16 protein-coding genes, 1 tRNA gene and 1 riboswitch are annotated in these 19231 nt (G+C 71.1%); of the genes, 11 read left to right on the top strand and 6 right to left on the bottom strand.

Annotated elements, in window-relative coordinates:
- Nucleotides 1-54: 54 nt before the first annotated feature.
- Together ABD841_RS30140 and ABD841_RS30135 are read right to left on the bottom strand one after the other, a co-directional pair.
- Complete coding sequence (locus ABD841_RS30140) at nt 55-1401, bottom strand: purine-cytosine permease family protein (protein ID WP_344978858.1); 1347 nt, start codon at nt 1399-1401, stop codon at nt 55-57.
- Nucleotides 1392-1529: riboswitch (TPP riboswitch) on the bottom strand. It overlaps the preceding gene by 10 nt.
- 308 nt (nt 1530-1837) lie before the next feature.
- On the bottom strand, nt 1838-2161 hold the full coding sequence (locus ABD841_RS30135) for a rhodanese-like domain-containing protein (RefSeq protein WP_344978856.1): 324 nt from the start codon (nt 2159-2161) through the stop codon (nt 1838-1840).
- Between the two features lie 147 nt (nt 2162-2308).
- On the opposite strand from ABD841_RS30135, the gene ABD841_RS30130 reads away from it, so the two are divergent.
- On the top strand, nt 2309-2683 hold the full coding sequence (locus tag ABD841_RS30130; RefSeq protein ID WP_344978854.1) for a cupin domain-containing protein: 375 nt from the start codon (nt 2309-2311) through the stop codon (nt 2681-2683).
- A 55-nt stretch (nt 2684-2738) separates the two neighbouring features.
- On the opposite strand, the gene ABD841_RS30125 is transcribed toward ABD841_RS30130, so the two are convergent.
- Together ABD841_RS30125 and ABD841_RS30120 are read right to left on the bottom strand one after the other, a co-directional pair.
- Nucleotides 2739-3344 (bottom strand): TenA family protein, encoded by a 606-nt coding sequence (locus ABD841_RS30125; RefSeq protein ID WP_344978852.1) that lies wholly within the window; start codon nt 3342-3344, stop codon nt 2739-2741.
- A gap of 245 nt (nt 3345-3589) precedes the next feature.
- Nucleotides 3590-4165: a DM13 domain-containing protein gene (locus ABD841_RS30120; protein ID WP_344978850.1), complete on the bottom strand. Its 576-nt coding sequence runs from the start codon at nt 4163-4165 to the stop codon at nt 3590-3592.
- Between the two features lie 121 nt (nt 4166-4286).
- Here ABD841_RS30120 and ABD841_RS30115 point away from each other — a divergent pair, with 121 nt between their 5' ends.
- Nucleotides 4287-4943, top strand: coding sequence for a GOLPH3/VPS74 family protein (locus ABD841_RS30115; RefSeq protein WP_344978848.1), 657 nt, complete (start codon nt 4287-4289; stop codon nt 4941-4943).
- Between the two features lie 76 nt (nt 4944-5019).
- On the opposite strand, the gene ABD841_RS30110 is transcribed toward ABD841_RS30115, so the two are convergent.
- Nucleotides 5020-6078 carry an LCP family protein gene (locus tag ABD841_RS30110; protein WP_344978846.1) on the bottom strand — a complete coding sequence of 353 codons (1059 nt, stop codon included), beginning with the start codon at nt 6076-6078 and terminating at the stop codon, nt 5020-5022.
- Nucleotides 6079-6629: 551 nt separating this feature from the next.
- On the opposite strand from ABD841_RS30110, the gene ABD841_RS30105 reads away from it, so the two are divergent.
- Both ABD841_RS30105 and ABD841_RS30100 read left to right on the top strand, forming a co-directional pair.
- Nucleotides 6630-8291 (top strand): hemolysin family protein, encoded by a 1662-nt coding sequence (locus tag ABD841_RS30105; RefSeq protein ID WP_344978845.1) that lies wholly within the window; start codon nt 6630-6632, stop codon nt 8289-8291.
- Nucleotides 8288-9322, top strand: a complete 1035-nt coding sequence (locus ABD841_RS30100; RefSeq protein WP_344978843.1) for a hemolysin family protein — start codon at nt 8288-8290, stop codon at nt 9320-9322. The genes ABD841_RS30105 and ABD841_RS30100 overlap by 4 nt, the downstream gene beginning before the upstream one ends.
- A 514-nt stretch (nt 9323-9836) precedes the next feature.
- On the opposite strand, the gene ABD841_RS30095 is transcribed toward ABD841_RS30100, so the two are convergent.
- A tRNA-Leu gene (locus ABD841_RS30095) sits at nt 9837-9919 on the bottom strand.
- A gap of 165 nt (nt 9920-10084) precedes the next feature.
- On the opposite strand from ABD841_RS30095, the gene ABD841_RS30090 reads away from it, so the two are divergent.
- The 7 genes from ABD841_RS30090 to pknB all read left to right on the top strand — a co-directional run bounded on the left by ABD841_RS30090 (nt 10085) and on the right by pknB (nt 18962).
- Nucleotides 10085-10825 carry an FHA domain-containing protein gene (locus ABD841_RS30090; protein ID WP_344978841.1) on the top strand — a complete coding sequence of 247 codons (741 nt, stop codon included), beginning with the start codon at nt 10085-10087 and terminating at the stop codon, nt 10823-10825.
- Between the two features lie 17 nt (nt 10826-10842).
- On the top strand, nt 10843-11310 hold the full coding sequence (locus tag ABD841_RS30085; protein WP_344978839.1) for an FHA domain-containing protein FhaB/FipA: 468 nt from the start codon (nt 10843-10845) through the stop codon (nt 11308-11310).
- Nucleotides 11307-12641, top strand: a complete 1335-nt coding sequence (locus tag ABD841_RS30080; RefSeq protein ID WP_344978837.1) for a PP2C family protein-serine/threonine phosphatase — start codon at nt 11307-11309, stop codon at nt 12639-12641. Before ABD841_RS30085 ends, ABD841_RS30080 begins: the two co-directional genes overlap by 4 nt.
- Nucleotides 12642-12645: 4 nt before the next feature.
- Entirely contained in the window at nt 12646-14025 is a 1380-nt protein-coding gene (locus ABD841_RS30075; protein ID WP_344978835.1) for an FtsW/RodA/SpoVE family cell cycle protein, read from the top strand.
- Complete coding sequence (locus tag ABD841_RS30070; RefSeq protein ID WP_344978833.1) at nt 14022-15476, top strand: peptidoglycan D,D-transpeptidase FtsI family protein; 1455 nt, start codon at nt 14022-14024, stop codon at nt 15474-15476. Before ABD841_RS30075 ends, ABD841_RS30070 begins: the two co-directional genes overlap by 4 nt.
- Entirely contained in the window at nt 15473-16996 is a 1524-nt protein-coding gene (locus ABD841_RS30065) for a serine/threonine-protein kinase (RefSeq protein WP_344978831.1), read from the top strand. The genes ABD841_RS30070 and ABD841_RS30065 overlap by 4 nt, the downstream gene beginning before the upstream one ends.
- 82 nt (nt 16997-17078) lie before the next feature.
- A complete protein-coding gene (pknB, locus tag ABD841_RS30060) occupies nt 17079-18962 on the top strand; it encodes a Stk1 family PASTA domain-containing Ser/Thr kinase (protein WP_344978829.1) in 1884 nt (627 codons plus the stop codon).
- Nucleotides 18963-19231: the final 269 nt, after the last annotated feature.

Here is a 19231-nt window from a genome sequence, read left to right as displayed (position 1 = left end):
GACGGGCGGGGCGGGCGGGCGGCCCGGCGGGCGGCCGGCGCGCGGGCCGGCCGCTCACGCGCGGCGGCGCAGCGCGCCCAGGCCCAGGGTGACCAGGCCGGCGACGAGGAAGGCGCCGACGGCCGCGCTCATCCATGGCTGCGGGGTGAATCCGACCAGCTCCCGGGCGCCCGTCCAGAAGGAGGTCCACCAGCTCAGCTCCGGCGCGGCCGGCAGTGCGGCGAGCATCCACCAGGCCGCGAAACCGAGCGCCCACGGCAGGATCATGGACCAGCGGGAGGGCGCGTCCTCGGAGGTGTTCCAGCCCCTCGCGCCGCCGAGCACGAAGTAGTCGACGGCGAGCACCGCGAACATCGGCACGAAGACCGCCCCGATCAGGCTCAGGAACGCGGTGTAGTCGTCGGCGTCCACGAAGATCGCGAGCAGGGTGACCACCACGCCGATGACCACGGAGACGATCCGCCGATCCAGCCGGGGCAGCAGGTTCTGCACCGACATGGCGGTGGAGTAGACGTTCACGAACGACTGGTCGGTCTCGCGCAGCACGAGGATGCCGAAGAACAGCGGGCCGAGCGCCGCGGCGACGAAGGGGTCCCAGACCTTGCCGGTGTCGTTGCCGACCAGCGCGAGGGCCGCGATCCCCAGGGTCAGGCAGGCGACCTGGGCGATCGTGTAGCCGCCGACGACACCGGTGAGGGCGGCCCTGCCGGACCGGGAGAAGCGGGCGAAGTCGGCCGCGACCGGCACCCACGAGACCGAGAGCGCGATCACGTAGTCGACCGCGGGGGCGAAGGCCTCCCACGACCCGCCGCCGACCGACGGGGCCTGGCGGAACAGGACGACCATGAACCAGATCATCGAGATGATCACGCCGACGGTGACGTACCTGCGCAGGAGGCGGACGGCGCCGAGCGGCCTGATGGTCAGCGCGGTGGTGATCACCCCTCCGGCGACCACCCAGGCCGCGTAGGGCACCTCGATCCCGAAGGAGCCGGCGATGGCCTGGCCTCCCTGGGCGATGACCCAGAGCTCGAAGGCGCCCCAGCCGAGCATCTGGATGATGTTCAGCACGGTCGGCAGGTACGAGAGCTTCGCCCCGAACAGGCCGCGCAGCAGGACCATCGCCGGGGCGCCGGTCTGCTGTCCGGGGATGGCGGCCAGGCCGACCATCGCGGTGCCGATGAGGCTGCCCACGACGGCGGCCAGGATCGCGGCCACGAAGCTCAGCGGCCGGTCACCGAGTGGATTGATCAGCGCGATGGCACCGGAGAAGCCGAGCAGGCTGACCCCGAGGTTGGCCCAGAGCGCGCCCTGGTCGAGCACGCCGAGGGCCTTGGGGGGAGCCTCTTCGAGAGTGAGGGGGGCCTCGGCCGCTCCGGAATCGACGACGGCAGACGTCATCACACGCTCCCTACGCCGGCATTACCCGGACAGGTTCATGCGGTCGGCGGAGCGTCGGGGATCTGCGCGATCCCGGCGTGGTTCCGCCCTCTCAGCCCGGTACCGCCCGAGCTCCCGCGGCAGACAATTCGTCCTGATTATGTCATTCATTCCTTTCCTGGCAAGGGTGTCCCCAGATGACCGGCAAGGACGCTCCCGGGGGGCCGGCCGGCGGCCCGGGGGCGGGGCGGGCCACGCCCCGGGGCAGACCGGGCGGCGGATCGGACCACCGGCCGGGGAAGCAGACCCGGCGGATCAGACCGGGAGGCGGGTCGGACCGGGAGGCGGGTCGGACCGGGAGGCGGGTCGGACCATTGGCCGGGGAAGCGGACCGGGCGGCGGGCCGGACCGGAGGAAAGCCGGCCGGGAGGCGGGTCGGACCGCGCGCCGGGGCGGGTCAGGCCACGAACGGATCCCCGCCGTTCTCGGCGACCATCGGACGCCCGGCGAAGTGCCACGACTGCATGCCGCCACCGACGTTGATCGCGTCCCAGCCGACGTGGTTGAGCCAGGCGGCGGCGTTCGCCGAGCGGCCCCCGACCCGGCAGATCACGTAGACGGGGGCGTCCTTGGGCACCTCGTCGACCCGGGCCTGCAACTCGCCCAGCGGGATGTGGACGGCCCCGGGGGCGTGGCCGGCCCGCCACTCGTCGTTCTCACGTACGTCAAGCAGGAACGCGCCGTCGGGCACCGCCTGCGCTTCGACCTCAGGAACACTCATGGGGCCATTGTCCCAAGTCTGCCCCCTGCCAGGGCGCAAAGCCGCTGGACGTCCCCGCTTTTCCGGTTCGCGGAGGTTGACGAGCTAGACAACCAAGTTTACCTTTTGAGGCATACAGTCAATCTGGTTGACCATCTTGGAGAGAGCATGACCACCGTGAAACTGGCCGACGCCCCCGTCTTCGACAACGGCGGCATGACCATGCGCCCGCTCGCCGTCCCCTCGCGGGGGTCCTCGGAACTGGCCGTCTGGTCGTTCGCCATCGAGCCGGGCGCGGCGGGAATGGAGCACAGCGTCGACCGCGAGGAGGTGTTCGTCGCCCAGTCGGGGCGGATCGTGGGTGTCATCGGAGGCGTCGAGCACGTGATCGAGGCGGGGGACGCGCTGATCCTCCCGCCCGGCGTCCCGTTCTCGATCCGCAACGGCTCCCCGACCGACCGGGCCACCGCCGTGGTGTGCACCTCGGCCGGGATCACGGCGACCCTGGACGGACGGACCATCCTGCCGCCGTGGGCCCGGTGACCGCCTCACCGGGCCGGGTCGCGCCCTCACCCGGCGGCGGCGCCTGCGCGCCTGGTCAGGGCACGTCCCAGAAGGCCAGCTCGTGGGCCATGCCCTGGGTGAACAGAGCCTTGGCCCGGTCGAGGTCGGGGGCGGCCTCGTCGATCATCACGGCGATGCGCTCCGTCAGCGCGGCGAAGCCGGGATCGGCGTACGTGTCCACCCAGGCGCGGTAGCGCGGCTCGGCCGGAGGGTTCTCCGCGAGGATGCGGCCGAGTGTCGAGTAGCCCCACATGCAGGGGTAGAGCGCGGCCAGGCCGTCGGCGTAGGAGGCCGCGGAGTCGAGCAGGAAGGCCGTGTAGGCCGCGCAGGCCGGGCCTTTCTTCGCCCCGCCGAGGTCGGCGCCGAACTCCGCCGAGAGCGACCGGTGCAGCTTCAGCTCCTCGTGGAAGGTGGCGTGGGCCAGGTCCACCAGATCGCCCAGGTGCCCGTCGGGGGCCTGCCACGCCAGCCGGGAGAAGACGCGCACGTAGTCGAGCAGGAACAGGTAGTCCTGCTCCAGCCAGGACCGGAAGACCGGCTCGGGCAGGTCACCCCTCGCGATGCCGGCCACCGTCGGGTGCGCGAGCTGCACGTCGACGAGGGGGCGGCCGATGGCATGCAGTTCCTGCGAAACACTCATCGAATCTCCTTGGACGCGGAGACCCCGGACTCCGGCCCGGGGAGAACGGGGAGAACGCGGCACGGTGCCGCACGGCCGGGTAGGTTACCCGGCCGTGACGACGGCCGAGCCGCCGCATGCGTGATGAGCGCTGCCCTCCCCGCCGGACCTGCGGCGCTCCGGGCCACGGCGCCTCAGACCGCGGCGCCCGGCTCCGGGACCACGTCCTTCCGGGCCACGGCACCCGGCTCCGGAGCCGTGCCTCCTCAGGCCGCGCCCGCCTTCAGGGCCGCGGCACCGAAGGAGACGCTGAAGCGCTTGCACCAGATGGTGACCGTCTTCAGGTTGTCGAGATCGGCGCCCGCGGGGATGGCGTAGTTGGCGTTCCCCTTGTTGCCCTTGAGCTCACCCAGCTCCAGGTGCTTGCCGTCGTCGAGGTTGAACCACCCGGCGGTGCCCTCCTTGACGGGCTGGTCGCTCAGCCAGACCCGCAGGTCGGGGCCGTCGGAGGTGTTCAGGTTCTCGATTCTGAGCACCCGGCTCCCGTCGGCCAGCTCCAGCACCTTGGCACGCCCCCGGGTCTCGTGCTCGTGGGAGATGAACGTGCCCGTGGCCAGGGTCTTCGGATCCTGGGCGGCCGCGGGCGGGGTGTTCGTCCCGTCCCCCTGCGGCGCGGCCGCGGACCCGGGCGACTCGGCCACGACGGGCAGGGCCTCGTTCACCTCGACGGTGGTGAACAGGCGCCACGGCTGGAACAGGTAGAGCGCGACGCCGAACACGACGGCGGCGAACGCCGCGGCGACCCATGTGGCGGGGTGCCTGAGCAGTCTCTTGATCCTCATGATGTCCCTCCGACCTCGGGTCGACGCTATCCCGGGTGAGGGCCCTCATCGCTTACGGAGTGCTTACGCGTGCGGAACGCTCCTCCCGAGGCGCCGAAAGCCCGCGATGTAGTGTCGAATGATGACGACAATCGCTGAGGAAGTGCTTCTTCTCGCGTACGACGAGCGGGAGGGCAGGCAGCTGGTCAGCTCGACGGAGCTGGACGCGGCGGTTGGCGGGGCCGTTCTGGCCGAGCTGGCCGTCGGCGGCCGGATCGACCTCGCGGACCGGAAGGTCACCGTCCGTGACGGCGCTCCCACCGGCGACGAGGAGCTCGACACGACACTGGCCAGGATCGTGGCCGAGCCGAAGACGCGCAAGCCCGAATGGTGGGTGCGGCGGCTCACCTCGGCCAAGCTCCGCAGGCGCCTGCTGTCGCGCCTGACGGAGCGGGGCGTGCTCGGCGAGGAGCAGCGCCGGGTCCTGGGGATCTTTCCGAGCACCCGTTACCCCGAACGCGACCCGAGCGTCGAGCGGGGCGTCCGGGAGCGGGTGCGGGACGTGCTGTCGGGGGCCGACCCCGACGAGCGGATCGCCGTCCTGATCGCGATCCTGCACGCCGCCAGGATCGACCGTAAGGCGTTCCCGGGCGCGAGCAAGGAGCGGATCAAGGAGATCACCGAAGGCCGCTGGGCGGGCGAGGCGGTCGCCAAGACCATCGCCGCTGTCAACGCCGCCGTCATGAGCGCGGTGATCGCCGGAGCCGTCGTCGCCGGATCCTCCGGAGGCTCGGGCTGAGCTCGCGCCGGAGCCCCCCGCGTGCCCGCCGGGAGCCGGCAGGACGGGCACGCGCGGAACGCCGGGCCGCGGGACGTCACTTGCTGAGGACGTCCTTGGGGACGGGCTTGTCCTCGGCGAGGGCGTCGAACAGGCGCAGGGCCTTCTCCCGGTCCCACTTGACGACGGACTGGCCGTTGATGGTGGGCAGGGAGCCGATGGGAACGGCCGTGGTGACCGGGTTGTCGCCCATGGCCAGCCCCAGGGAGAGCAGGTCGAAGGCGCCGGTCTCCTCGCCGACCGACACCGAGTCGGCGGCGCTGAAGGCGAGCGGGACGGAGCGGAAGGGGTTGAGCAGGACGCCGGGGCTGGCGGCCTTCTTCACCACCGCGGAGAAGAACTGACGCTGGCGCTGGGTCCGCTCGAAGTCGGGGACGGCACCGGTGGCCCGGGTGCGGACGTAGCCCAGGGCCGTGCCGCCGTCCAGCACCTGCCGGCCCTTCTTCAGGTTGATCCCCGCCTTGGGGTCCTTGATGGCCTGCTTGACGTCGATCTCGACGCCGCCGATGGCGTCGACGATGCCCACGAAACCGGCGAAGCCGATCTCCATGTAGTGGTCGATCCGGACCCCGGTGACCTTCTCCACGGTCCTGGCCAGCAGCTTGGGACCGTTGTCCCCGAGGGAGTAGGCGGCGTTGAGCTTGCCGCTGCCGTGGCCGTCGATCGGCACGTACGAGTCGCGGGGGAGGCTGACCAGGGTCGGCCTGCCGTCGCCGTCGGGGATGTGCAGCAGCATCATCGTGTCGGTGCGGCGGCCGACGGCCTTGCCGGTGGCCAGCTTCTTACGCTGGGCGGCGGTCAGGCCCGCGCGGCTGTCGGAGCCCACCAGCAGCCAGTTGGTGCCGGGGCCGTCGGCGGGGCGACCCTCGTAGTCACCGAGCGCGTCGATCCGCTCCAGCCGGGAGTTGATCATGAAGTACCCGACGACGGTCAGGACCAGCAGGACGGCGACCAGACCGGCGAGAACGCGCGCGATCAGCCTGCCCGGACGCTTGGGCCGCCAGCCTCCCAGGCGGATCCCGCCCCCGGAGCCCCCGGCGGAGCCGCCGGAGGAGACGGCCGGGCCGTCGGCGGGCGGTGCGGAGGATCCGCGCATCGGCTTGACCGGGCCGGCGCCCGACCGCGCCTTGCCGTACACCCGCGAGGACCCCGGGCGGGGCGGTGCCTCCCCGTGAACGGGCGCCCCCTCACGAACGGGTGCCCGGCCCCCTGAGGACGACGCACCCCGGGAGGGCGCCCCGAGCCCGCTCGGCCTGGGGTGCGCGGGCTGCCCGGCCGCGCGTCGCTGCTCGGGCTCGGACGCGATCGGTGGGAGCGCACGGGTGGGGTCGTCGTTTCCCGGCCAGTCAGGCACGTCGTGTTCCGCCACTTCTCGTTCTCCGGTGAAAACGTCATTATCGACGCTACGCCGCGGCCCTCGCGCGTGGAGACCCCTCGTCAAGGTTTCCCTATGTAAAAGTACGCAGAAGGGTTGTCAGGTACCAACAATGTGATCGTCAGCCCATCCGGAAACATCGACCGCCATCTGCATCGTTACGGTAGAGGACTACCTCTGCTCGAAAGGATGATCGTGTCCGCTCCCGATCCGTGGAGTACCTGCCCGTGCGAAGGCACGGGAACCGCTGATCAACCCGGGAGAGCCACCCGGTGAACACGGCTCTAGGCCTGCTGGCCGTACTCCTCCTCACTCTCGCCACCGGCTACTTCGTCGCCCAGGAGTTCGCCTTCGTCGCTGCGGACCGCGGCGTGCTGCGCGAACAGGCCGACGCCGGTGACGCGGCCGCAGAGAAGGCGCTGCAAGTGACAGGGCGCCTGTCGTTCATGTTGTCGGGCGCGCAGCTGGGCATCACCGTGACCGCGCTGCTCGTCGGCTTCATCTCCGAACCCGCCATCGCCACGGTCATCCGTCCCGGGCTCACGGCCGTGGGCGTGCCCGGGGCCGCCGTTCCGGGCATCGCGGTGGCGCTGGCCGTCGCGTTCGCCACCGTCGTCCAGATGGTGCTCGGCGAGCTGGCCCCCAAGAACCTGGGCATCGCCCGCCCGGAGCCGGTGGCCAAGTTCCTCGCCCGGTCGACGCTGGTCTACCTGAAGGTCGCCGGACCGGTCATCCGGCTGTTCGACTCCGCCGCCACCGGCCTGCTGCGCCGCGTCGGCGTGGAGCCGGTGGAGGAGGTGGAGCACGGCGCCAGCCCCGAGGAGCTGTCCCGGATCATCTCCGAGTCCGCCACGTCGGGTGACCTGCCGCCGCGGCTGTCGGAGCTGCTGGAGCGGGCGCTGGAGTTCGGCGACCGCACCGCCGAGGACGTCATGGTGCCGCGCCCCCGCCTGGTGCTGCTCCGGGACGACCGGCCGATCTCCGACCTGATGGAGGCCGTCCGCGAGCACGGCCACTCCCGCTACCCAGTGCTCTGCAACCACAACGGCGACGACGTGGTGGGGGTGACCGGCGTGCGGGAACTGCTCAGGTCCGGCCTGACCGACGGCCCGCTGGAGAAGATCACCCGTCCCGCGCTGCTGGTCCCCGACTCGTTGCCGCTCCCGGCCGTGCTGGAACGCATGCGCACCGCCCGCGACGACATGGCGTGCGTCATCGACGAGTTCGGCGGCCTGGCAGGTGTGGTCACCGTCGAGGACCTCGCCGAGGAACTGGTCGGCGAGTTGATCGACGAGAACGACCAGGAGCCTGCGGGCGTCGTCGCCAACGACGACGGCACGTGGGACCTGCCGGGCACGCTCCGGCTGGACGAGATCGAGCGCGCCACCGGGCTGCCGCTGCCCGAGAGCGACGACTACGACACCGTCGCCGGCCTCGTGCTCGCCGTCCTCGGCCGGATGGCCGAGCCCGGCGACCGGGTGACGGTGACGCTGACCATGGAGCACGATCTCCTGGAAGACGACGGCGTCGACGAGAAGGACGCGGTCCTCACCGTGCTGTCGGTGCAGCGCCGGGTGCCCGAGTGGGTACGGCTGGCGCTCGCCGAGCTGGACGGGGACGGCTCCGGTGGTTCCGGCGGCTCCGCGGAGTCCGGCGGCTCCGCGGGTTCCACCGGCTCCACGGAGCCCGGTGACGTCACGGGTTCTGCCGGCCCCGGGAAATCCGGCGACTCCGGTGATGCCGGGAGCCCGGCCGGCGACGGCTCCGGGCCGGAGGGCGACCGGCGGAACGGCAGAAGACAGCAGGACGGCGGAAGAACGGACGAGCCGGCGATGGCCGCGTCGCGGACGCCGTGGGCAGCCCGGCCGACCCGGACGGCCGAGCCCGGCCCCGGAACGGCCGTGCACGGGCGGGGCGGGGTGGAGGGACGATGAGCACCACCGCCGCCCTGCTGATCGGCGTGGCCCTGCTGATCGGCAACGCCTTCTTCGTCGCCGCCGAGTTCGCGGTGATCTCGGCCCGCAGGCACCGGGTGGAGGAGATGGCGGCCAGGGGAGGACGGCTGACCCGGATCGCCGCCCGCGCCGCCGTACGCGGCGGCAGGGAGCTGTCCCTGATGCTGGCCGGGGCGCAGCTGGGCATCACGCTCTGCTCGCTCGGCCTGGGCATGGTGACCGAACCGGCCATCGAGCACCTGCTGGAGCCGGTCTTCGCCGCGGTCGGCGTGCCCGAGTCGTTCCGGGTCCCGATCGCGCTGTTCATCGCGCTGGCGCTGGTCACCTTCCTGCACATGGTGGTCGGCGAGATGGCTCCCAAGTCGTGGGCGCTGACCCACCCCGAGCTCGCGGCGATGGGCCTGGCCCTGCCGTTCCGCGGCTTCACCCGGGTGGTCCGGCCGATGCTCGCCGCGCTGAACGGCCTGACCAACGGGATTCTCAGGCTGTTCGGCGTGCATCCCCGCGACGAGCTGGCCACCACCAGGACCCCGGTCCAGCTGGCCATGCTGGTGGGCGAGTCGGGCCGGATGGGCCTGCTCGACCGCGACGAGCACGACCTGCTGACCCGGGCCCTGCGGGTCCACCAGCAGCCGGTGGAGCGGCTGATGCTGCCCCTGGCGAAGGTCGTCTCGGTGGCCGCGGACGCGCCCGGCTCGCGGGTGCGTGAGATCGCCGCGGACACCGGGCACCTGCGCCTGCTGGTCACCTCCGGCCGGCCCGGTGACGTCCTGGGCGTGGTGCACGTCAGGGACGCCCTGGTGAGACCCGAGGCGAGCCCCGCCGAACTCGCCCGCCCGGTGCCCCGGCTGGCGAAGGCCACCACCATCCCCGAGGCGGTCTACGTCCTGCAGGACGCCCGCGCCCATGTGGGTCTGATCACGGACGGGAACGACGAGGCGGTCGGCATGGTGAGCCTCACCGACCTGCTCGGCGAGCTGCTGGACGTCCGGGTGCTCGCCACCCGCTAGCCGTGCCGGTCACGGACGTCGCCGGCGGCAGGGCTTGGTCGACGGCGAGGACCTCCGTTGCGGTGGAGGTGTCCGGGCTCCACACCGCGCACGGAGGTCCTCGTGTCCCGCCGTGACGCCCGCCCGGCGGCCCATGACTGACGCCCGCCCGGCCGTCCACGGCGGCCGCCCGCTCACCGAACGGATCACCGCCGGGGAGAGATCTCCTCCGGCCATTTTCTCTGTCAGCGTAATTAGGGGGCCCATCCAGGCCCGCGCAGACCAGTGCAAGTCATCCGAAAGTGATCGACAAGCGCGATTCTCTAGAAACGTGGACGCATGGTCATGCCGGCTCGCAACCACAAGATCCATGCGTGACCAGTGAAGCCCCCCACGACGAAACGAGCGACCGCCGTGACCGACCATCCACTCGCCCCTGCGCGGAATCGCTCGGGCGACCCCGACGCATACGGGGCCCCCGGGAGAACGACAAAGCCCCGGTCTCGCTTTCCGCGAGACCGGGGCCTTGAACCGGTGGGCGAGGAGGGATTTGAACCCTCACGTCCTTTCGGACACACGGACCTGAACCGTGCGCGTCTGCCGTTCCGCCACCCGCCCTTTGTTGGGTGCGGACGAAACACTAGCACGAATCTGCCGGTACCCATGAACCCGGATACGATCCTCCTAGATGCGAAGCGGAGCAGGCGGGTGCGGAGGAGCAGGGAACGAGCCGACGAGCCCCGAGCGGCCGCGACCATATAGACGGAGGAGGGGAGGTACCCGGTGGGAGTCCTGCAGCGTTTCGAGCGGAGGCTCGAAGGCTTGGTTGAAGGGGCCTTTGCGCGGGCGTTCAAATCTGACCTTCAGCCGGTCGAGGTCGCCAGCGCGGTCCAACGGGAGATGGACGAGCGGGCTGCGATCGTCGCGCAGGGGCGCACTCTCGTGCCCAACGACTTCGTGGTGGAGCTGTCCACGACCGACAGCGAGCGCCTGGAGGTGTACGCCGACAGCATCGGCCTTGAGCTGGCCAACCTCGCCAGGGAGTACGCCAAGGAACAGGGCTACTCCTTCGTGGGGCCGGTCAGGGTCCGCTTCGAGACGGCCGACGACCTCGCGGTCGGGCTGTTCCGCATCCGCTCGGGGGTGATCCGCGGCGCGACGGTCGAACAGGACGAGATCCGCCAGCCGGTGAGCGACGTGCCCCCGGCCCGGACCCACGCCTTCCCCGGCCGTCCCCGCCTGCTGGTCTCCACCCAGGACGACCCGCAGGGACAGCGGTCCTTCGACCTGACCACACCGGTTACCCTCCTCGGGAGGGGCACCGACTGCGATCTCCGGCTGGTCGACCCGGGCGTGTCCCGGCACCACGCCGAGCTGCGCGTGGAGGGCCCCACGGTCGCACTCGTCGACCTCGGTTCCACCAACGGCACTTTCGTCAACGGCCAGCCGGTTCGCCGGGTCGAGCTCCAGAACGGCACTCGCGTGACGCTGGGGCGAACGACTCTGGTTTTCCGGCGCGATTAAAGGTAAACAGACGGTCCATGTCCGAGCTCACGCTGCTGCTGATCCGGCTCGCCTTCCTCGCGGTGCTGTGGTTCTTCGTGATTGCCGCGGTCGGCGTGATCCGGACAGACTTGTTCGGATCCCAGAGCCCCGCCGCCGTTTCCCCGCGCAAGGTCCCCAAACCGGTGAAACCGGTGGCCAAATCGAAGAAGGGGGAGCCCCGGGAGATGGTCGTCGTCGGCGGCCCCCTACAGGGCACCATCATCCCCCTCTCGGAGGCTCCCATCACCATCGGCCGGGCGACCGACGCGACTCTGGTGGTCAGCGACGACTACGCCTCCAGCCGGCATGCCCGGCTCTTCCCTCAGGACGGTCAGTGGATCGTGGAAGATCTCGGTTCGACCAACGGCACATACCTCGACCGCTCTAAAGTCACCCGTCCGACTCCGGTGCCGCTCGGCGTTCCGATCCGCATCGGTAAGACCGTCATCGAATTGCGCAAATGACCATCGCACTCCGTTACGCCGCCCGCTCGGACGTCGGCCTCCTCCGCGAAGGGAACGAGGACTCGGCGTACGCCAGCGGTCGCCTGCTTGCCGTCGCGGACGGTATGGGCGGCCACGCACACGGCGAGGTGGCCAGCTCGGTCGCCATCGCCGCAATGTCCTCGCTCGACGTGGACGCGCAGGGGGGTGACCTGCTCAGCGCCATCGAGGCGGCGGTACGCGACGCCAACCGCAAGCTGCACGAGATGGTCGGCCGCGACCCCAGCCTCAAGGGCATGGGCACCACCCTGACCGCCATGCTCTGGTCCGGGACGAGGGTCGCCCTGGTCCACGTCGGCGACTCCAGGGCCTACCTGCTCCGCGCGGGAGAGCTCTACCAGATCACCCACGACCACACCCTGGTGCAGTCGCTGGTGGACGACGGCCGGATCACCCAGGAGGAGGCCGCGACCCACCCGCAGCGGTCCATCCTGCTGCGGGCGCTCGACGGCAGCGGCGAGGTCGACCCCGACCTGTCGCTGCGCGAGGCCCAGATCGGCGACCGCTACCTGCTCTGCTCCGACGGCCTGTCCGGGGTGGTGAGCGCGGAGACCCTGCACCACACGCTCACCACGATCGACGACCCCGACATAGTGGTCCGCACGCTCATCGACCTGGCCAACCGCGGCGGCGGCCCCGACAACATCACCTGCGTGCTCGCCGACGTGCTGGAGGTGGACGAGGGCACCGCCCAGGCCGCCCAGGCCGGCGAGGCCGCCGTGGTGGGCGCCGCCGGATCGACCATGGCGCGGCCGCACCCGCCCGACACCCCCGCGGGACGGGCCAGTGCGATCACCATGCCGCAGCCCGTCGTCGCCGACGACGGCGACGACGAACCGGTCGTCAGGGCGGCCGCGCGACCGGTCAGACGCCGCCGGCGATGGCCGCTTCTGGCCGCGGCGGGCGGCGTCGTCATCGTCGGTGGCGGCCTAGGCTGGTACTTCGGCAGTCAGTGGCTGCAGGACCAGTATTTCGTCGGGGCCAGAGGTAACGAGATCGTGGTTTTTCAGGGTGTGAAGACCAATCTGGGGCCTTTCGAGCTTTTCGACGTCGCCCAGAGCACCACGGAGCCACTCTCGGCCCTTGGCGCGTTCCAGCAGGGCCAGGTCCGCGACGGCATCCCCGTCGACAACGTCGAAGCGGGCCTGAGGAAGATCGAGGAGCTCAAGAGCAAGTCCGGCGACAAGGCCGAGCCGACCCCTCAGCCTTCCGCCTCCGCCTCCGCGACCGCTTCGGCGACCACCGGAACCTCAAGGGCCCCGCGGACCCCCGAACCCCCAAGGTCACAGTAGACAGATGAGCACCCCAAGCGTCGAACCTGTTCTCATGCCGGCCAAACGGCGCGTCGCGCAGCTGGCGATGCTCGCCTTCGCTGTCCTGATCACACTCGGCGCGTACGCCAACGTGGGGCTGGCCATCGACGGGCAGATCCCCTCCGGCATGCTCACCTACGGGCTCAGCCTGGGCGGTTTCATGCTCGCCGCCTACCTGGTGCTGGCGAAGTTCGCCCCCTGGGCCGACCCGCTGATCCTCCCCCTGGTGACGCTGATCAACGGCCTCGGGCTGGTGATGATCTACCGCCTGGAGGAGGCCGACGCGTTCGGCGCCTCGGCGAACACGCAGCTGCTGTGGACCGCGGTCGGCGTGGTGCTGTTCGCCGTGACGCTGATCGTGCTCCGCGACCACCGGGCGCTGCAGCGGCTCACCTACACCTCGGGGGCCCTCGGCCTGTTCCTGCTGGTCTCACCGCTGATCCCGGGCCTCGGCCAGGAGATCAACGGCGCCCGCATCTGGATCGGCATCCCGGGCCTGGGCCAGCTCCAGCCCGCCGAGTTCGCCAAGCTCGCGCTGATCGTCTTCTTCGCCGGCTACCTGGTGGCCAAGCGCGACGTGCTGGCGCTGGCCGGGCGGCGGCTGCTCTTCATCGACCTGCCCCGCGCCCGCGACCTCGGGCCGATCCTCATCACCTGGGGGCTCAGCCTCGGCGTGCTGATCCTGCAGAAGGACCTCGGCTCCTCGCTGCTGATCTTCGGCACGTTCATCGTGATGCTCTACATCGCCACCCAGCGCACCTCCTGGGTGCTGATCGGCATCCTGCTCTTCGTCGGCGGCGCGATCCTCGCCGGGATGATCTTCAGCCACGTGCAGGCCCGGTGGGAGGTCTTCCTCAACCCGGAGGACCCCGAGCTCTACCAGAAGGTCGGCGGCAGCGAGCAGCTCATGCAGGGCCTGTTCAGCATGGCCGAGGGCGGCATCCTCGGCACCGGCCTCGGCCAGGGCCACCCCAAGCTCATCCCGCTGGCCATCTCCGACTTCATCTTCCCCGCCGTCGGCGAGGAGCTGGGCCTGACCGGGCTGATGGCCCTGCTGATGATGTACGCCCTGCTGGTGGAGCGCGGTCTGCGCACCTCGATCGCGGCCCGCGAGCCGTTCTCCAAGCTGCTGGCGGGCGGTCTGTCGTTCATCCTGGCCTGGCAGGTCTTCATCATCGTCGGCGGCGTCACCAACCTGATCCCGCTCACCGGCCTGGTCACCCCGTTCATGTCGCAGGGTGGTTCGGCGCTGCTGGCTAACTGGATCCTTATCGCGCTGCTGGTACGGATGTCAGATACGGCGAGGAAGCCTCCGCCCCAGGCCATCCAGGACGAAGGAATGACGCAGGTGTTCCAGCGATGAACGGTCCCCTCAAGCGCGCGGCCTTCGCCTGCATGGTCATGTTCGGCCTGCTCATGATCAACGTGAACTACCTGCAGGCCGTGCGGGCCGACGAGCTGCGCACCGACTCCCGCAACACCCGCAACTTCTACGCCCGCTACGAGGTCGAGCGCGGGCGGATCACCGCGGGCGACAAGGTCCTCGCCGAGTCGATCGACACCGGCGACAACGAATTCCGCTACGCGCGGCGCTACCCCGAGGGCAAGGTCTACGCGCCCATCACCGGGTTCTTCGCCCCCGAGAGCGAGCGTGACATCGAGCAGGCGGAGAACGACCTGCTCGACGGATCCAGCGCCGACCTGCTGATCCGGCGGAGCATCGACCTGTTCACCAACAAGCAGACCAAGGGCGCCAACGTCGACCTGACGATCAACCCCAGGGCGCAGGAGGCGGCGTACAAGGCGCTGGGCGCCAGCGGCAAGAAGGGCGCGCTGGTCGCGATCGAGCCGAAGACGGGGGCGATCCTCGCCATGGTCTCGATCCCCACCTACGACCCGAACCCGCTGTCCAAGGCGAACAAGGGCGAGGTCAACGCGGCCTACAACAAGCTGGCCGAGAACAAGGACCAGCCGCTGCTGAACCGGGCGATCGAGCGCACCTACCCGCCGGGCTCGACCTTCAAGGTCGTCACCATGGCGGCGTACCTGGAGAGCGACGACAGCCTCGGCCCGCAGACCCAGGTCGACGCCCCGCAGGTGCTCGACCTGCCCAACACCACGCACGACCTGCCCAACTCCGGCGGCGCCGCGTGCGGCTCCGGGCGCGTGACGCTCTCGTACGCGCTGGAGAAGTCCTGCAACACCCCGTTCGGCAAGATCGCGATGGGGCTCGGCTACGACGCGCTGAAGGACCAGGCGGCCAAGTTCGGCATCGGCGAGTCCGTGGAGATCCCGCTGGCGGTCGCGAACAGCGACATCGGCCCCGAGGAGGACCAGGCGGCCCTCGCCCAGACCTCGATCGGCCAGCGCAGCAACCAGATGACCCCGCTGCAGATGGCCATGATCGCCGCGGGCATCGCCAACGACGGCGTGGTCATGAAGCCGTACCTGGTCAACAAGATCGCGGATGCCGAGGGGAACGAGATCGAGAGCGCCGACCCCGACGAGCTGACCACCGCGATGAGCGAGGACAACGCGCGCAAGCTCAAGGAGATGATGGTCAACGTCGTCAACCTGGGCACGGCCAGCTCCGCGCAGATCCCGGGCGTGACGGTCGGCGGCAAGACCGGCACCGCCGAGACCGCCCAGGGCCGGGCGCCCCACGCGTGGTTCATCTCCTTCGCCCCCGCCGAAGACCCCAAGGTCGCGGTCGCGCTGATCGTCGAGTCCGGGAGCGCCGGCGACGACGCCTCCGGCGGTCGCACCGCCGCGCCGATCGCCAAGAGCGTGATGGAAGCGGTGCTGGGTAGATGACCGCGTTGCTCGGGGGCCGATACCGCCCGCTGGGGCGGATCGCCTCGGGCGGCATGGGTGAGGTGTGGCGGGCCAAGGACGAGTTGCTCGGCCGGGAGGTCGCCGTGAAGCTGCTGCGTCAGCACATGGCGGCCGATCCGGCGTTCCGCGAGCGCTTCCGCGCCGAGGCCCGCATCGCCGCCGGGCTGGCCGACCCCGGCATCGCACAGGTCTTCGACTACGGGGAGGCCGAAGGCGTCGCGTACCTGGTGATGGAACTGGTCCGCGGCGAGTCGCTGGCCGCCATTTTGGCGCGTGACGGCAGCCTGAGCACCGAGATGACCCTGGAGATCGTCTACCAGACGGCCATGGCGCTGCACGCCGCGCACAGCTCGGGGATCATCCACCGCGACGTCAAACCGGGCAACCTCCTGGTCACCGGGACCGGTGTGATCAAAATCACAGACTTCGGCATCGCCAGGGTGATGGAGGCCACCTCCGTCACCCAGACGGGCACCCTGCTCGGCACCGCCCAGTACGTCAGCCCCGAACAGGCCTCCGGCGTGCCGCTCACGCCCGCCACCGACATCTACTCGCTCGGCGTGGTCGCCTACGAGTGCCTCGCGGGCCGGCCGCCCTTCCGGGCCGAGAACCAGGTGGCGATCGCGCTCATGCACCTCAACGAGCCTCCGCCGCCGCTGCCGGAGAACGTGCCGGTGCGGGTGCGCGAGCTGGTGATGGCGTGTCTGTCCAAGGATCCCGCGCGCCGTCCGGCCGGCGCCCAGGAGCTGTCGCGGCGGGCGTACGCGCTGCTCAAGGGGCCCGCCGCGACCGGCGCCGCCGACCTGGCCACGCTCACCGACCCGTCGGGCTGGCGTGCGGAGCCCGCGTCCGAGTGGCCCCGGGAGGTCACGCCGCTGCTCGCCGACGTCCCGGAACCGGGCGCGGGTGCGGTCCCTGGCCCCGGCAGGGGCACGGGCGCCGGCCTGGGCACGGGCGCCGGCCTGGGTGCGGATGCCGGCCTGGGTGCGGGCACGGGCGCGGGCGCGGGCGCGGGCGCGGGCACGGGGCCGAAGGCCCCGGGCGGCGCGCACTCCCCGCGCGACCGCCGCCGGCGCAGGGCGACCGTGATCGTCGCCGCGGTCGCGGGCTGCGCCGCCGCCGTCGGACTGGGCGCGCTGGCGGTCAGGGACGCGGCGGACCAGCCCGGAGACACCGGCCCCAGAGAGCCCGTCGTCCGGACGGGCCCGGCGACCACCGCGACGCCGACGGCCCGGCCGACCCGGAGCAAGTCGCCGACGCACAGGCCACCGGTGGTGCCGACAGTGTCGATCCGCCCTACGGTCACGCCGTCGGCTACCGTAAGCACATCGGCCACGCCCTCGGTCCGGCCGAGCACGTCAGCACCCCCCAGCCCCAGCCCCACCCCCAGCCCGACGATTCCGAGCCCCACCCCCACCGCCCCGACGGCGACACCGAGCCCCATACCGAGCGCGACTCCCGATTCCGGCGAATCAGACCCGCCGAACGGGGAGACGTGATGCGGGAACGGGTCGATGATGGACACCGGTGGCCCAAGAGCTCACCGGCACCCAAGATGAACGGTAAGGGACAGTGCAGGAAATGACTCAGCCTCGACGCCTCGGCGACCGCTACGAGCTTGACGGCGTCGTCGGGCGTGGCGGCATGGCCGAGGTCTATCGTGCCCGAGACATCCGGCTGGATCGGATCGTGGCCATCAAGACCCTCCGCGCCGACCTGGCCAGGGACCACATCTTCCAGGCGCGTTTCCGCCGGGAGGCGCAGTCCGCCGCGTCACTGAACCACCCGTCCATCGTCGCGGTCTACGACACCGGCGAGGACGTCTCCGACGGCGCACCGGTGCCCTACATCGTGATGGAGTACGTCGACGGCCGCACGCTGCGCGACCTGCTCCGGGCGGACCGCCGGCTGCTTCCCGAGCGGGCGGCCGAGCTGGTCGACGGGATCCTGCGGGCGCTGGACTACAGCCACCGCGGCGGCATCGTCCACCGCGACATCAAGCCGGCGAACATCATGATCACCCGCAACGGTGACGTGAAGGTGATGGACTTCGGCATCGCCCGCGCGATGGCCGACTCGGCCGCGACGATGACGCAGACCGCCCAGGTGATCGGCACCGCCCAGTACCTCTCGCCGGAGCAGGCCCGCGGCGAGCGGGTCGACTCCCGCAGCGACATCTACTCCACCGGCTGCGTGCTGTACGAGCTGCTGACCGGTCAGCCGCCGTTTACCGGCGACTCCCCCGTGGCGATCGCCTACCAGCACGTGCGCGAGGACCCGATCCCGCCCTCGCAAATCGACCCCGACATCCCCAAGTGGGCCGACGCCATCGTGCTCAAGGCGATGGCCAAGGACCCGGCGCAGCGCTACCAGCACGCCGCGGAGATGCGGGCCGACATCCAGCGGGCGCTGTCCGGCATGCCGATGGACGCCCAGACGATGGCACTGGCCAACAACTACGGCGCCGCGACCCGCACCATGCAGGCTCCCCCGCCCCAGGACGGCCCGGCCACCCAGCGCACCACCGTCGTCCCGCCGTACGAGTACGGCACCGAGGAGACCGGCGGACGCGGGAGCGAGCGCGGAAGCGGCCGCCGCCGCCAGCAGAGCGGCGGCAACACCGCGGTCAAGACCGCGGCGTGGATCCTGGTCCCCCTGTTGATCATCGGTGCGTTCATCGGCGTGGGCTACATGTTCCTCAGCTCGCCCGGCACCCCCACCAGTGGGGGCAAGGTGACGATCCCGCCGGTGGCCTCGCAGACCGTCGCCGCGGCGACCAAGACGCTCACGGACCTCGGTCTGAAGGTGAAGACGGTCGAGGCGTTCGACGACGAGATGGAGAAGGGCTCGGTGATCGAGACCGATCCACCGGCCGACACCGAGGTCGAGAAGGGCTCCGAGGTCACGCTCAAGGTCTCCAAGGGCATCGAGAAGGTCGAGGTGCCCAACGTGGTCAACATGACCACGGAGGAGGCCACGAGGGAGCTGGAGGACGCCGGCTTCAAGGTCAGCGTGCAGACCAAGGTCTCGGCGGGCAAGCAGGGCGTCGTCATCGAGACCGTGCCCGCCGCGGGCCGGAAGGCCAACAAGGGCAGCACCGTCCGGATCTACACCCCCAAGGAGGCGGTGGAGGTTCCCCCCGTGGCCAACCTCACGGTCGGGGACGCGCGGAACATGCTCAGGAGCGCGGGCTTCAAGGTGAAGGTCGTCGAGCAGCCGAGCGACCTGCCCAAGGACACCGTGATCAGCCAGTCTCCGGAGCCGGGCACCAAGCTGCAGCCGGGGACGACGATCACGCTGGTCGTCTCCAGCGGCCAGGCCCCCGAGCCGACCGAGGAGCCGTCGTACCCGACCGAGGACCCGACCCTCCCCGACGACCAGCCGACCCTCCCCGACGACCAGCCGTCGGACGACGGCGGCGACGGGGGCGACCCCTTCGGTGAGTCGCCCTTCGACGGCAACTGATCCGGCAACCGATCCGGCGCCGGACCCGCACCGCGCGACGAAGACCCCCGCCACCGCGGGGGTCTTCTCCGTTCCCGGCTCTCCGCACGCCCCGTCCTCCCGGAGCCCTCCGGCGCCCCTCGCATGCCCCGTCTCCCGGAGCCCTCCCCGGCGTCTCCCCGGCGCCCCCTCCCGGGGCACCTCGGCATCCTTCCGGCGCTCCGGCGCTCTCCGGGGCCTCCGGAACGTCCCCGGAACGCGAAAGAGCCCTTCCGCCACTCGGGGGCGAT

It is taken from the genome of Streptosporangium fragile, from assembly GCF_039534445.1.
Classification (GTDB): domain Bacteria; phylum Actinomycetota; class Actinomycetes; order Streptosporangiales; family Streptosporangiaceae; genus Streptosporangium; species Streptosporangium fragile.
The sequence above is the reverse complement of the archived record's forward strand: the minus strand, read 5'-3'. Positions and strand labels throughout refer to the sequence as shown.